The following is a 12,824-nucleotide window of genomic DNA, read 5'->3' on the forward strand; positions in this document are numbered from 1 at the left end:
GATGCCTTGCCCCACAAGGCTTTCAGGCCTCTTGCCCCCCCTCTTCCAGGCCCTTTTTTGCCGTCTTCGACCGACCCCCTCGCAAATGGGTCTTGCATTCCTTGCCCCGCTTGGGTTTAATAGGGGTAGAGTTCCCCCTTCGGGGGGATCCCTAGAAATTGGAAACCCCTACAGTGTGTAGGGGGGGCCGTTAAACCCCCTCAATTGTTCCCCCTTCGGGGGGATCCCTAGAAATTGGAAACTCAAAGGCGGGGACATAGAGCGGTTCCGCCAACTGGCGTTCCCCCTTCGGGGGGATCCCTAGAAATTGGAAACTCTAGATACTCTTCTCTCACTGCATTGATTAATTCCAGTTCCCCCTTCGGGGGGATCCCTAGAAATTGGAAACACAATAACCTCAGCAAGCCTACTGTGAGGAAAATCGAGGTTCCCCCTTCGGGGGGATCCCTAGAAATTGGAAACTTGAAAAGAGGAAAAATTAAACGTCAATTACTTGGCCTAGTTCCCCCTTCGGGGGGATCCCTAGAAATTGGAAACCCAGGTACAGCAGCTCCACCTCAGCCGGGTAGCGGGCCGTCTGCTGTTCCCCCTTCGGGGGGATCCCTAGAAATTGGAAACCTTATCACGCATTTCATTAGGAAGCCGTCGAGTGTTGTTCCCCCTTCGGGGGGATCCCTAGAAATTGGAAACCTGCAAAAACCCAACTTTGGGATAGCCGAGAAAACAAGCCGTTCCCCCTTCGGGGGGATCCCTAGAAATTGGAAACAACAAAAAAGCCCCCTTGCGGGGGTTGGAGACAGGCTGTTCCCCCTTCGGGGGGATCCCTAGAAATTGGAAACGGGAGACACGAGTTCGAACGCCGGCTCGCCTTTACTGAGTTCCCCCTTCGGGGGGATCCCTAGAAATTGGAAACCTGCCCGTCGTAGAGCAGCCCCTCGCCCAGCCCGTCGGGGTTCCCCCTTCGGGGGGATCCCTAGAAATTGGAAACAAATCGTCAATCCTGATATACCCGTTTACCAGCCTGAGAGCGTTCCCCCTTCGGGGGGATCCCTAGAAATTGGAAACACCGGGGTATCGGAGCACCAGCGCTTCAGGCAGTCCAGGTTCCCCCTTCGGGGGGATCCCTAGAAATTGGAAACGAACTGCCGCTGGCCGAGATCCAGGGGCTCTGGGTCGGTTCCCCCTTCGGGGGGATCCCTAGAAATTGGAAACTTGGCCACCGCCGGGGGTGGTGGGGGTAGCGGTTCGTTTGGTTCCCCCTTCGGGGGGATCCCTAGAAATTGGAAACTGCGCAGACCCGGTACACGGGATCTATGTAGCAACTGGTTCCCCCTTCGGGGGGATCCCTAGAAATTGGAAACGCGCTGCCGCACAGCAATGGCCTCGGCCAAAAACTCCGCCGAGTTCCCCCTTCGGGGGGATCCCTAGAAATTGGAAACAGAAGACCCCCGACGAGAAGAGTCTCTCAATGTCCTCTGGGTTCCCCCTTCGGGGGGATCCCTAGAAATTGGAAACATCCAGAGTGGTTCTGGGGCGGTGTGGCCCATCTGCTCCAGGTGGTTCCCCCTTCGGGGGGATCCCTAGAAATTGGAAACTACCGGGCCAACGCCCGATTCAACGGGTCGACAAACGTCTCCACCGTTCCCCCTTCGGGGGGATCCCTAGAAATTGGAAACAAGAACCAAGTCATGGAGAGGGGTATGAAGGTTTTGTTCCCCCTTCGGGGGGATCCCTAGAAATTGGAAACAATCTCAGCCAACGACTTCTTCATGGGGGTTCTCCTAGTGTTCCCCCTTCGGGGGGATCCCTAGAAATTGGAAACATGGTCTAGACCTATAAGCTCTGGATGAACAGTAGAGCTGTTCCCCCTTCGGGGGGATCCCTAGAAATTGGAAACTTTGCAGTCCAGCGAGCTGCCCTTGTTCTGCCAGGCAAGTTCCCCCTTCGGGGGGATCCCTAGAAATTGGAAACTGTCAACGTACTGGAGCTCTGGCGGCAAGGTGCCGTGTTCCCCCTTCGGGGGGATCCCTAGAAATTGGAAACATTAGGTTAGAGGCAACTGGGTAGGGATCGCCGTTGATGTTCCCCCTTCGGGGGGATCCCTAGAAATTGGAAACAAACCAATTGCAATAAAGCTGCCGCTGCTCAGCAGTAGACAGATAGCGCTGTTGGTAGCCGGGCCACTCCTGGAGTGCTAGCTTTTGTTGCTCTTGGAGAAGGGTTTGCAGTTCTGAGTCTGCGGGCAGCTCGGCTTGCAAAACCTGCAAGTCGTTAAAGCGGCCCAGTTGGTCTTGCAGGCGCTTCAGGGTCGCTATCCAATCTTGCATGGCTTCCCCGTAAAAGGGCGCAAAAAACTCCACCTGATAGCGCAGCCGTTTGGTAGCCTTGCGCAGCTCGTGCAGTTGCTCAGCTTGAGCCTCCGTCCTGGGAAAAGCAGGGATCCGCCAACCCGGTTGCAGCAGCCACTCGGCCAGCAGAGGGGTCAGCAAATGGGGCAAGCTTTCCAGCAAAGGCAGCTCTGCCTGAGGCTTGTAGCGCGGGTGAGCCAGCCACTGCTCGCAGGCGGCTTGAAACTCCAGAAAGTCAGAATCTTCGAGGATGCGACGGGAGCGCTTCTCAGCTTGGGCTCGACGTTGCCGCAGATCTTGCCTTAGCTTCTCCAGCTCCGCTTGCTGGGCCGCCGGGATCCCTTCCCAGCACGGCTCCTGCAGGATTTCCAGCAGCACGTCCAGATCCCGCTGTTTGCCCAAAGCCCTGGCCAACTTTTGCAGGCGTTTGGGCTTAAGAGGTTTGGGCAGCCGGACAGATCCCTGAAACACCTCCACCCAGGTGCCAATACGGCGCAGGATCACCCGGATTTGATGCAAGGATTCTACTGCCTCTGGATGCTGGGCCAGAACTCGCCGCACGTGTTTTTGCAGTCGCTGCCATTGCTGGCTCAACAGTTGGTGGGCTTGGAGCGCCAGAGAGGACGAGGACAAAGGGGAAAGCATGATCTGGTTCTGTTCACCCTTTTGCTCGGTACCCAGCAACATCGCATCTATAGACAGGTCTCCCTTTCCAAAAGCCCAGCGAAGCAATCGAAAAGACAAAACTCTCGCCCGCGGAGCTGCCCAGCCAACCTAACCTAGGAAGAGGTAGAGCGGCTTTGCTTCTTAACCTAATCTTAACTTTAAGAGGGCGAGAGGGGAGAGATACTAGCTTGCACTGTTGTCGCGCCGGGGTAGGCGGGGCTTCACCACCGACCAGATGCGCGCGGCTACCTCGGCAGGGGATCCCTCGGCATCGATGCGGACAGTCCGCTGCGGTTCTGCAGCGGCCAGGGCTTGGAACCCTTGGTAGACGCGGCGGTGGAACTTCAGGTGCTCCTGTTCCAGTTTGTCGCCAAGATGGGAGCGCGCTAGCCCCACTTCGGGAGCAAGATCCAGCCACAGGGTGAGATGCGGCTGCAGCCCGCCGGTGGCCAAGTGGTTGAGCTGGCGGATCTGCCCCAAATCCAGCCCCCGACCGTAGCCCTGGTAGGCCAGGGTGGAATCGGTGTAGCGATCACAGATCACCACTTGTCCCGCCGCCAGGGCCGGCGCGATGACCTTGCTCACGTGTTCAGCCCGATCCGCCGCGTACAGGAGCAGCTCGGCCAGCGGCGTCATGGGATCCCCGTGCAACAGCAGCTCCCGCAGCACCTTTCCCAGTGCTGTGCCCCCTGGCTCGCGGGTACACAGGCAAGCATAGCCCTCTTGTTGAAGCTGCTCGGCCAAAAGGGACTGCTGAGTGGTTTTGCCCGCTCCTTCTCCACCTTCTAAGGTGATGAACACGTCCTCGCCCAGGAGAGTGTGTCAAAGGATTGTTTGAGGGGCATGGCTAGCGCAGGTTGAGTTGAGGCTGCAAATTGAAGGAGTGCCCCGGCACCATCACGTACACATCGGGGATGTTGGTGGGCTCCAGGCCTTGCAGGGCCAGCCCTTCGATGTTGGAGCGCAGGGCGTCGTTGATGGTGGTTTCCAGTTGGGACAAAACCTGGGCCTCGTTACCCTGGGTGGCTAAGCTGGGAAACTGGTTGTAGATGGCGCGGGCCAAGCCGCTGGCGAGAGGGAGCTGGATGAGGGTGAGGTTGGATCCCCCCAATTGTGGGCCTAAGGTGTCTGCCCGCCCGCGGATGCCCAAGGCCTGCAGGGCGTTGGCGGTTTGGCTGACGGGGATGGTGCAGGTGTCCATCTTGTAAATGGGCACCGAAGCCATGGTGAGGGCGGAAACGCTGGTCAGTTGCACCACGGTAAAGGAAGCCGTGCCATTGTAGGCAAAGCAAAAATCCCGGAAGGCCGCCGGCACGTTGGCCGCGCGGATGGGACGCTCATCGTCGAAGCCGCCCGACTCGGCAAAGATGTTGCGGATGGCAAACCCGCCGAAGAAAGCCAGCAAGGCCACCACCAGCAGGATTGTCAGATCCGAGGAGGAGACTCCCCCTGAGGAGCTGCTGCTGCGTCCTCCACCTCCATATCCTCCACTGCCGCCGTAGCCGGCGGTGTAGCCGTAAGTTGCAGACCGGTAGGAGCCGGCATAGGCAGAAGAGCGGGCGGATCCGTTCCGGCTGCCGGAGACAGAACGGCGGGGAACTAGGGCCTGTCCAGAACGCTCACCCGCTCTTCTCTGCTCACCCTTTTCGTTGTCTCGGCTGCGGCCAGAAGGTCGCGAAGCCCTGTGGCTATCCCGCCCATTCTCCTCATCCAGCCAATCTTCTGCGCCCGCAACAGTTGAGCCCTCTTCCGGCAAAGGGGGCGGAGAACGACGGCCGCCCGCTGCTCCGCTGGAGTTTGGACTGGAAGTAGAATCTGGAGAACCACGGCCAGCAGCCTGCTCTGTCGCGGCGGTGGGATCGCGATCCTCAAACTCGGAGAAGCTCATGTTGCCTCAAGTACTCCCTTTCGGCTGCCAACGCAAGAGGGTTTTCCCTGTCCCAAACCCTCAAGAATTGGACTAGTGTATCCTAGCAGCTCCCAAGCCTTTGGTGAGTCTAGGCTAGCCCAGACTGCCCTCCAAGGCGAGCAACTGCTCCTTGAGGGCACGTAGGGCCTGGCCGCGGTGGCCGATGGCTTCTTTTTGCGCCGGGCTCATCTCGGCAAAGGTTAGCTCCACCTCCGGCACCCAAAACAGCGGGTCGTAGCCGAACCCCCCCTTTCCCCGCGGCTGGGTCAAGATTTCCCCGTGGCAAAGGCCTTCCACCAACGCCTGCACCTGGCCCTGGGGATCCACCAGGGCGATGGCGCAGTGAAAGGTGGCTCGGCGATTTGGGATCCCTTCCATCTCCTGCAGCAGCCGCTGGATGCGGGCGGCATCGCTGTTAGCATAGCGAGCCGAGTGGATCCCGGGGGCGCCGCCAAGGGCTGCCACCGCCAGGCCGGAATCGTCGGCAATGGCCCACTCTCTCAGAGCTTTGGCCACGGCCTTGGCTTTGAGAAGGGCATTTTCAACAAAGGTGCTGCCGCTCTCTTCCACAGTCAGCTCGGCAGGCATGGGGCGCAGCTCCCAAGCGGGGGCATGGGCTTGGAAAAAGGCGTTGAACTCGCGCCATTTGCCAGGGCTGCTGCTGGCCAAGATCAAAGAACGGGGCATGAAAGGGATCCTAGCGCAAATCCAAGGGATCCCTACCTAATCAATCTCGAGAACCATGTTGTGCAGAGCCGCGTTGATCACCAGGGTGGATCCCCACCGCTCTACCTTGCCCCCATCCCAATGCATGTGTCCGCAGATGTAGTAGCGCGGCTGCACCTGTTCCAATAAGGGGCGCAAAGTGGGCGTGCAATGGTGATACCATTTTCCGCCTTCATCCAAAAGACCTTGCGGCGGAGCATGGGTCAGCAGCAGGTCAATGGGCCGGGGGGGTTGACGGTAGAGGTGGAGCAGCTCCTGCAAATGGCCGGAGGTGAGAGACCAGCTCCAACCACAGGGGGGAGTCCAGGGCACAGCCAAAACCTGTAACCCCAGCCACTCAAAGCAGCAGGACTGGGTGATGGCCCGCCCCCAACTGCCAGCCAGCGAATCCAAAACCGCAGCCGCCGGATCGTGGTTGCCGGGCAGGAAGAGCCAGGGCTTGCCCAAACTCTCCACCGCCGCCAGAAAAGATTGCAACTGGGCTACCTCGGCTTGCGCTGCCGGATGAAAGCCCTGGGTGGCTTTACGGGAGGGCTTGCCGGCCTTGGAACAGAAATCGCCGCAGTTGATGTAAGCATCCACCTGTGGCAGATGGGCCAGGGCCTGCCGGATCAGCCGGTCGCTGCCGTGGTAGTCGGAGCCCAGCAGTAGCTTAATTCCCATGCTGCCCTACACCGCTGGCGCAAAAGGAATCTGCAGCAGCCGGGCGGCCACTTGCTGCCAGGAGCTGCGGTACCAAGCTTGCTGGGCTTCCAGTTCTTCGTCCAGGGATCCTGTGGGGCCAAAATCCGAACAGGCATACCCCAGGGAGCGCAAGCCTGCCACCAATACCGCCGGAGACAGCCACCATTGCTGGGCCAAGCGCAGCAGATCCACCTGGCTGTGGGTTTGCAGGTATTGGCGGAGCTGGCGTTGCAAGCCGGTGGCGGAGGGTAGGGGCACCGCTTGCCGATGGACGGCGATCAGCAGCTCACTGCTGGGAGTACCCCAGAGCAGCCACTTGAGGTGATCCACAGAAGGAGGCCAACTCCACAACCAGAGTTGATCGTAGCGGTGGCCGGTTTGGGGGCGGTCGTAGTGGAGAGTCAAGTGCCGCCCAGAAGACAGGACAAGCGAAGGGCGGCGGAAGCCGTAGAACAGGATGGTTCCCCGCGCCCGGGGCAAGAGGACAGAAAACCGGTCTACAGCTTGCCAACGCAAAGGCTGGGTGGGCTGGGGGGTGGGTCGCCAGATCAACAGGGGTGAGGACTCGGTCTCGCTCTGGGAGTGGGACATGGAAGGAGCAGCGTCCAGAGGAAAGGGGGGAGTGCGGGCAGCAGCCTCTTGGGCAGGTCGGATCCCGACAATTTCCAGCTCCAGTTGGGTTTCTCCCTGCCACGTTTTGGCCTTCAGAGTGTAGGCGAGGTCAACTCGGTCGGGCAGGGGATAATTCTCAGCCCCTCGCCAGCGAATGGCCCACAGGGGACGGCTGCGGGCTTTGGCGGTTGAGGCTAGTGAGGGTTCTGCTCGGTTGCCAAAGGCAGAAGTGTCGGGATCCTGAACCAGCAGCTTCAGGTGGCTGGGGGTATCCCCACTAACGGCCCTTGCGCCAAAGCGCTGCTGTTGCAGCACCTGCAGGTTGCGGCTGCAGAAGACCGGCTCAGGGTTGCCGATGCCACAGGGCTGCAGATGCTGAAGCTCTCGATAGAGGTCAAGGGTGAGATCCGCCAGTGCCACCTCCACGTCGATCTGTACCAGCGGCTGGATCTGCTCCGGCTGCAACTGCTGTTGGGCAAACTGCCGCAGCCGCTCTTCAAAAAGAGGCCAGTTTTCCGCCCTCAGGCTAAATCCCCCTGCCGCCGGGTGGCCGCCGTGTTTGCTGAACAGATCTTGGCAAAACTCCAACGCCTGAAACACGTCGAACTCCGGGATCCCCTGCCGCGCCGAGCCGCTGACCTCTCCTTGCCGCGACTGGCTGCCGATGAACACCGGACAGCCCAAACGCTCTGCCAAGCGCGAGGCCACGATGCCGATCACCCCTTTGTGCCATTTCTGCTGCGGGGATCCCAAAATCGTCAACACCCGTTCCTGCCGCAGATCCCGACCTTGCCGGGCAATTTGCTCCAGGGCCTCGGCCTCGATGCGGCTGCACATCTGCTGCCGCACCTGGTTGAGGCGTTCGCAGCGGCGGGCCAGTTTCTCCGCCTGCTGCGGGTCGTCGGTGGTCAGCAACTGGATCCCCATTCTCGCCTGGCCAATCCGCCCAACGGCGTTGATGCGCGGCCCCAGGCCAAACCCAATCCACTCAGGCCGCAGCTCCTCTGGGGATCCCTGCACCCCCATCACCTGCAACAGGGCGCGGATCCCGGCCACCTGGGAAGTGGGCAAGAGGTTCAGCCCCTGCCGCACCCAAAGGCGGTTGATCCCTGTCAGCGGCGCCAAATCGGCAATGGTGCCCACGGTAAACAGTTCCAGCGCCACCCGCTCCAAATGGCCGTCACCGCGCCGCTCCGCCAGCGCCTGGGCCAGGAGGTAGGCCACCCCCACCCCGGCCATCCCTCGATAGGGAGAAGAGAGCGGGAGCTGTTTGGGATTGAGGATGGCGTCGGCAGGGGGCAACTGGGGCGGCAAATCGTGGTGATCCGTCACGATCACCGTCAAACCTAGGGCTTTGGCCAGTTGGATGGGCTCGTGGGCAGAGATGCCGTTGTCCACCGTGAGGATGAGGCGCACCCCCTCGCGGTGCAGCTCTTGCACCATGCGGCTGTTGAGGCCATAGCCCTCGGTCATGCGGCTGGGAATGCGGTAAACCACTGGCGTGCCCCGCAACGCCCGCAGCAGCAGAGCCGTGCTGGTCATGCCGTCGGCATCGTAGTCGCCGCAGATGGCAATGGGCTCTTGTCGGCAAATCGCCCCATCCAGCAGTTCCACCGCCAGCGGCAAATCGGCAAAATCCTGGCTGGGCGGGGGCAGGTGGGCGGGATCCGGCTGCAAATACCGCTGCACAGCAGCAGGGCTAGAGAGGCCGCGATTGAGCAAGATCTGAGCCAACACAGAGGAGACCCCCACTGCCTCGGCCAAGTTCTGGGCAGCCAGTGTGTCTGCAGAATGAAACAGCCAGCGTTGGGCAGGGATCCCGGCCATTGCAATCGGTCTTCAGGTAGCAGTGCTACAGTTGGCCTATGGGCTATCCTTTTGACATTAACTCAAAACGCTCCTCTGCTCTTTCCTGCCGCCGATGTATTCTCTGCTGCTTACCTATGGCCTCAACCCGCTGACAGGCTGGAAGCTATTGGTCAAGTCTCCTGAGCAAGCCTCTCTGTGGACGTTGGCCCGGCAGCTTTGGAGCCGCCCTGGATCCCGGCGCCGCAGGCCGCGCCTCCAAATCTCTCTCGGCCGCCTCGTGCCCGAACAGACCGAGCGCCTGTCTAAACTGGAGGTGCTGCTGCGTCTAAGATTTTTCATCGCCCTCGAAGCCGAAACCCCGGATCAGCCCTTGCCAGCTCTTCCCTCCGGCCAGGGATCCGCTATTCAGCTTGCCCACTACACAGAGGGCTCGCAGCAGTACAAGACGGAGATCATCCGCTTTGCCCTGGGGGGATCCCGCACCCTGACTGCTCGGCGCCGCCGGCGCCGCCGCTTCTGAAAACCCCTGGGCCGCAAACCATTCCCGCCAGGGGTGGAGTTCTGCCGACCTGTCTATACTAGAGATGCACCCAAAAATGCGCTAAGTCTGTGCTTATCCCGTGAACGCCGGGCTGTTTCAGTGCCGCAGATGGCTTATAAACCAAAGGGCCGCTCCAGGGTGGCAGGGGCTCCCTGCTCCACGGCTGGGGATGACAGCGGCCCTCTTGGCCGGATCCCTGGCGGCTTTTGTCCTCGCCCTGCCTGCTGCTTTGGCCTTGACCCGCTACCAGGTACATGTGCTGGCCAACGAGGCAGCCGCTCTAGCCCAGGTGCGCGGCCAGGTGCCGGATGCCTATTTGGTGCAAGGGGACGGGCAGGTGTTCATTTTAGCGGGGACGTTCATCAACCGCAACCACGCCCAACGCCGCCAGGCTGAATTGGAACGGTTGGGCTTGCCGGTGCGGGTGGTGAGCCGTCAAGATACGGATCCGCCCCTTTCGCCCGCTTTTCCCGCCCAAACAGCGCCCGACCGCCCCTCCCCCAGCTCTGAAAACCCTGCCCCGCCGGCGCCAACGGCTCCCCCCTCCGATCCCCAGCGGCCCTTTGCCACCCAAGTGCCCAACCCCAGCAGGGATCCCCGGCTGGAAGAGCGGGTGCGCCGCTTTTTTCCAGGAGCTGCTGTGGTGCAGTACCGCGGCCAGGCGGCTTTGCAGACGGGCACCTTCTCCCGCCTGTCGCTGGCGCAGGATCAGGCCCGCTGGCTGACCGCCCAGGGCTTGCCGGCAGTGGCGGTGTCGCTGGCAGGGGAGGAAGCTGTAGGGGATCCCGACTCCAATCCACCTCAGGGGGAGCGCTACTGGGTGTTGGTGGCGGATCCCAGCGGTGAGAAATGGCCTGCACTCAAACAACTGCTAGAGGGATCCCTGCCTTTGATCTACGACGACCTGCGGGTGGTGCGCACGGGCGGGTTTGCCGATCCGGCTGCTGCCGCCGAACAGGTGCGGTACCTGGCCGACCGAGGCTACGAAGCCGGGATCTTCCCCGCCGATCTGCGCCGCTCTCGACCGCTTCTGGTTCAGGATCCCACCCCCTCTCCCGCATCCCTGCGCGAAGAAGGCACAGGCGGATTTTGGGTGGTGGTATCCGCCGGCGCAGAGGCGCTGCCCAAGCTGCAGCAGTTTGCCCCTGACGCTTTTGTGCGCGGCTCTGTGATTCAGGTGGGCACTTACCGGCAGCGGGCCAATGCCGAACAGGCGCGGCGCGCCCTGGCCGAGGCGGGGTTTGACGCCCGCATCCTGCCCGTGGAGTAGCAGCAGCCAGCTTCAGCTCCTCACCCCCAGCCCCTCTCCGGAAGGTCGGGAACCGTCTCGCTGCTGCTGAGAATAGCCCCATTGGGCCTCGCTGCCCTTTGCACCGCTTGTTGGAATCGCCAGGGATCCTTCTGCAAGTGAGATCGCCACTAGGGTGAGGCGCAGGGTTTCCGCCTGCAATTGGGCCGGGCTGGCCAGGGGATAGGCCAACTGTTGCACCACGTGGGGGCGATCCCCGCCGCCAAGATCTAAGCTGGGATCCAACCAGTCCAGTTGCCTTTCGCAGGGGCTGGACAAGATGCTGTGGACATCCTCCACCCCCCGATTGGCCCCGGTGAGGCGGAGCCAACGCCGAAAGCTGGGCCAAAGGTGCTGGGGCAAGGGTCGCACCTGACCCGGCACAGCCCTGTCGAAATAGATGAGAAAGTCTGCCTTCCAGCCGTTGCAGGCCGGGCAGAGGGGCTGCAAGTTGGCAGCCGTGTTGGGCCCTCCGCGGCTGAGGGGGATGATGTGATCCTGGACAGGAGCGGATCCCACCTGTGACCATGGCCTGCCACAGCAGGGGCAACAGGGGTACCAGCGCAACAGTTGCCAGAACTCGGCAGCAGCAACTTGGCCCGTCAGGTCGTAGCTGCCCCGCTTTTCCTTGGCGCGAGCGGCCCGCTGCTTCTGGCATTGTCGGCTGGCACAGGTGGGGCAGGGATCCGGTCGAAACAGGAACTCATCCCCACACTCCGGGCAACGATAGGGACTCGACATCAGAACCTAAGACCCTGAACGGGCTAAAGAGCTTGTTTGGCCTGTTGCAGCGTCTGCTCAAACACCTCCAGCGGCTGCGCCCCCGAGAAGGCAATGCCGTTCAAGATGAAATAGGGCGTGCCGCCAATGCCCAGTTGAGAGGCCAGATCCATATCCCGCTGAATGGCTCGCTCTGCCGCCCGGCTGCGCCGATCCCGGTTGAACTTCTCCACGTTCAGGCCCAACTTCTCGGCAGTGGCCACATAAAACGCATCTCCAAGCTGGGATTGGTTGGCGAACAGCTCGTCGTGAAATTCCCAGAACTTACCCTGGCGCTGGGCAGCCCAAGCCGCGCGAGCCGCCGCCATCGCCTCCGGGTGGATGCTGGTCAAGGGCAGGTGCTTGTACACCAAGGTCACCTCGTTCCCGTGCTCGGCCATGAACTGTTTGAGGGTATCGTGGGCGCGGGCGCAGAAGGGACATTGAAAATCGGAAAACTCCACCAACACCAACCGCAAAGCCTCGGATCCCAGTTGGGGAGAGTCTCCGATGACGGCACGCGGGTTCTCCCGCAACTGACGGCCAAATTCTTCCGCCAACTGCTGCTGCTGTTGCTGTTGCTCTTGGTACTGTCGCTGCTGGTATTCCTGGACAGCCTCTAGGATCACCTGGGGGTTCTTGCGAATGATCTGGAGCACCTGCTCTTCCAAATCTGCCGGGGCCGCCGCCGCCGGCAGGAAAACCGCAGCTCCACTTCCCACTTCCAGCAGAACCATTAGCCCAAGCAAAAGTCCGGCCTGAGCCCAAGCGCGAAAAACCCTCACCAGCCTATTCATCCTAACCCCCCTCTCAGACATGCCCAGAACTCCACACAGCCTACCGTCGGATCCCAACGGTGTCTATCACTCCTTCGGGGGGATCAGGAATTGGTGGCCTGCAGAAGCTGCTCCTTGATCCGCTGCAACTGGCTGGCCCAGCGGGGATCCGGCTCAGAGGCTGCCTCGCTGGCGGCAGCGACAGTGGCGCGCCCGCCTTTGTTGCCGCGCTGGCGTTGCTTTTTGCTGGGAGCAGAGTTTCCTGCTGATGGATCTTTAGAGCCTTTGGCCTCAGAATCTCTGGATGCTCTGGAATCTTTAGACTCCTTGCCAGACTCTTTGGCTGAGGGCTCAGGAGCTGCCGCTTTGGATGGGGCCTCTTCCCCTCGGTCGCGCGGCTGGGCGATCTCAATGCGCAAGTTAACATCCCCAAAGCTGTGGCCATTGAACTTTTCGATGTACTGCTGCGCCTGCTCCTCGGTATTCACCGTTACAAATCCGAAGCCGCGACACTTGCCGGTCTTGCGATCCCGAATCACCTTGGTGGAAATCACCTCGCCGGCAGAGCGAAAGAGCTTCTCCAACGCCTGACGATCCACCTCTTCCGGCAGATTTCCGACATACAGACGCACAGACATGATTCAGTGAAGCTCCTAATCGAAATAACAAAAGGCGACCAAAAAGCAAGGTGCTGGGTCAAAGGCGC

At 61.1% G+C, this 12,824-nt stretch carries 10 protein-coding genes, 1 pseudogene and 1 CRISPR repeat array; of the genes and pseudogenes, 2 read left to right on the forward strand and 9 right to left on the reverse strand.

Annotated features, from left to right (window positions below; all coding sequences use genetic code 11):
* The first annotated feature begins 130 nt into the window (after nt 1–130).
* Nucleotides 131–2,117: a CRISPR direct-repeat array (repeat unit 36 nt; unit sequence GTTCCCCCTTCGGGGGGATCCCTAGAAATTGGAAAC).
* 138 nt (nt 2,118–2,255) lie between these two features.
* The 6 genes and pseudogenes from NW826_RS03525 to recJ all read right to left on the reverse strand — a co-directional run.
* Nucleotides 2,256–3,035, reverse strand: a pseudogene (locus NW826_RS03525) (CHAD domain-containing protein); the annotation flags it as partial.
* A gap of 162 nt (nt 3,036–3,197) precedes the next feature.
* Nucleotides 3,198–3,815, reverse strand: a complete 618-nt coding sequence (gene tmk, locus NW826_RS03530; protein WP_414509459.1) for a dTMP kinase — start codon at nt 3,813–3,815, stop codon at nt 3,198–3,200.
* Between the two features lie 46 nt (nt 3,816–3,861).
* Nucleotides 3,862–4,902: a hypothetical protein gene (locus tag NW826_RS03535; protein ID WP_414509460.1), complete on the reverse strand. Its 1,041-nt coding sequence runs from the start codon at nt 4,900–4,902 to the stop codon at nt 3,862–3,864.
* A 114-nt stretch (nt 4,903–5,016) separates the two neighbouring features.
* On the reverse strand, nt 5,017–5,610 hold the full coding sequence (rdgB, locus tag NW826_RS03540) for an RdgB/HAM1 family non-canonical purine NTP pyrophosphatase (RefSeq protein ID WP_414509461.1): 594 nt from the start codon (nt 5,608–5,610) through the stop codon (nt 5,017–5,019).
* A gap of 36 nt (nt 5,611–5,646) precedes the next feature.
* Nucleotides 5,647–6,312 (reverse strand): metallophosphoesterase family protein, encoded by a 666-nt coding sequence (locus tag NW826_RS03545; protein WP_414334766.1) that lies wholly within the window; start codon nt 6,310–6,312, stop codon nt 5,647–5,649.
* 6 nt (nt 6,313–6,318) lie between these two features.
* Nucleotides 6,319–8,772, reverse strand: a complete 2,454-nt coding sequence (gene recJ / locus NW826_RS03550) for a single-stranded-DNA-specific exonuclease RecJ (protein WP_414334767.1) — start codon at nt 8,770–8,772, stop codon at nt 6,319–6,321.
* A 94-nt stretch (nt 8,773–8,866) separates the two neighbouring features.
* On the opposite strand from recJ, the gene NW826_RS03555 reads away from it, so the two are divergent.
* Both NW826_RS03555 and NW826_RS03560 read left to right on the forward strand, forming a co-directional pair.
* Complete coding sequence (locus NW826_RS03555; RefSeq protein WP_414334768.1) at nt 8,867–9,274, forward strand: hypothetical protein; 408 nt, start codon at nt 8,867–8,869, stop codon at nt 9,272–9,274.
* A gap of 190 nt (nt 9,275–9,464) precedes the next feature.
* A complete protein-coding gene (locus tag NW826_RS03560; protein WP_414509462.1) occupies nt 9,465–10,565 on the forward strand; it encodes an SPOR domain-containing protein in 1,101 nt (366 codons plus the stop codon).
* 12 nt (nt 10,566–10,577) lie between these two features.
* On the opposite strand, the gene NW826_RS03565 is transcribed toward NW826_RS03560, so the two are convergent.
* The 3 genes from NW826_RS03565 to NW826_RS03575 form a co-directional block, all read right to left on the reverse strand.
* Nucleotides 10,578–11,324, reverse strand: coding sequence for an HNH endonuclease (locus NW826_RS03565; RefSeq protein ID WP_414509463.1), 747 nt, complete (start codon nt 11,322–11,324; stop codon nt 10,578–10,580).
* A 23-nt stretch (nt 11,325–11,347) separates the two neighbouring features.
* Nucleotides 11,348–12,139, reverse strand: a complete 792-nt coding sequence (locus NW826_RS03570) for a DsbA family protein (protein ID WP_414337112.1) — start codon at nt 12,137–12,139, stop codon at nt 11,348–11,350.
* Between the two features lie 83 nt (nt 12,140–12,222).
* On the reverse strand, nt 12,223–12,756 hold the full coding sequence (locus NW826_RS03575) for an RNA recognition motif domain-containing protein (RefSeq protein WP_414334772.1): 534 nt from the start codon (nt 12,754–12,756) through the stop codon (nt 12,223–12,225).
* Nucleotides 12,757–12,824 lie beyond the last annotated feature (68 nt).

The organism is Synechococcus sp. OH20, from assembly GCF_047502685.1.
Lineage (GTDB): Bacteria > Cyanobacteriota > Cyanobacteriia > Thermostichales > Thermostichaceae > Thermostichus.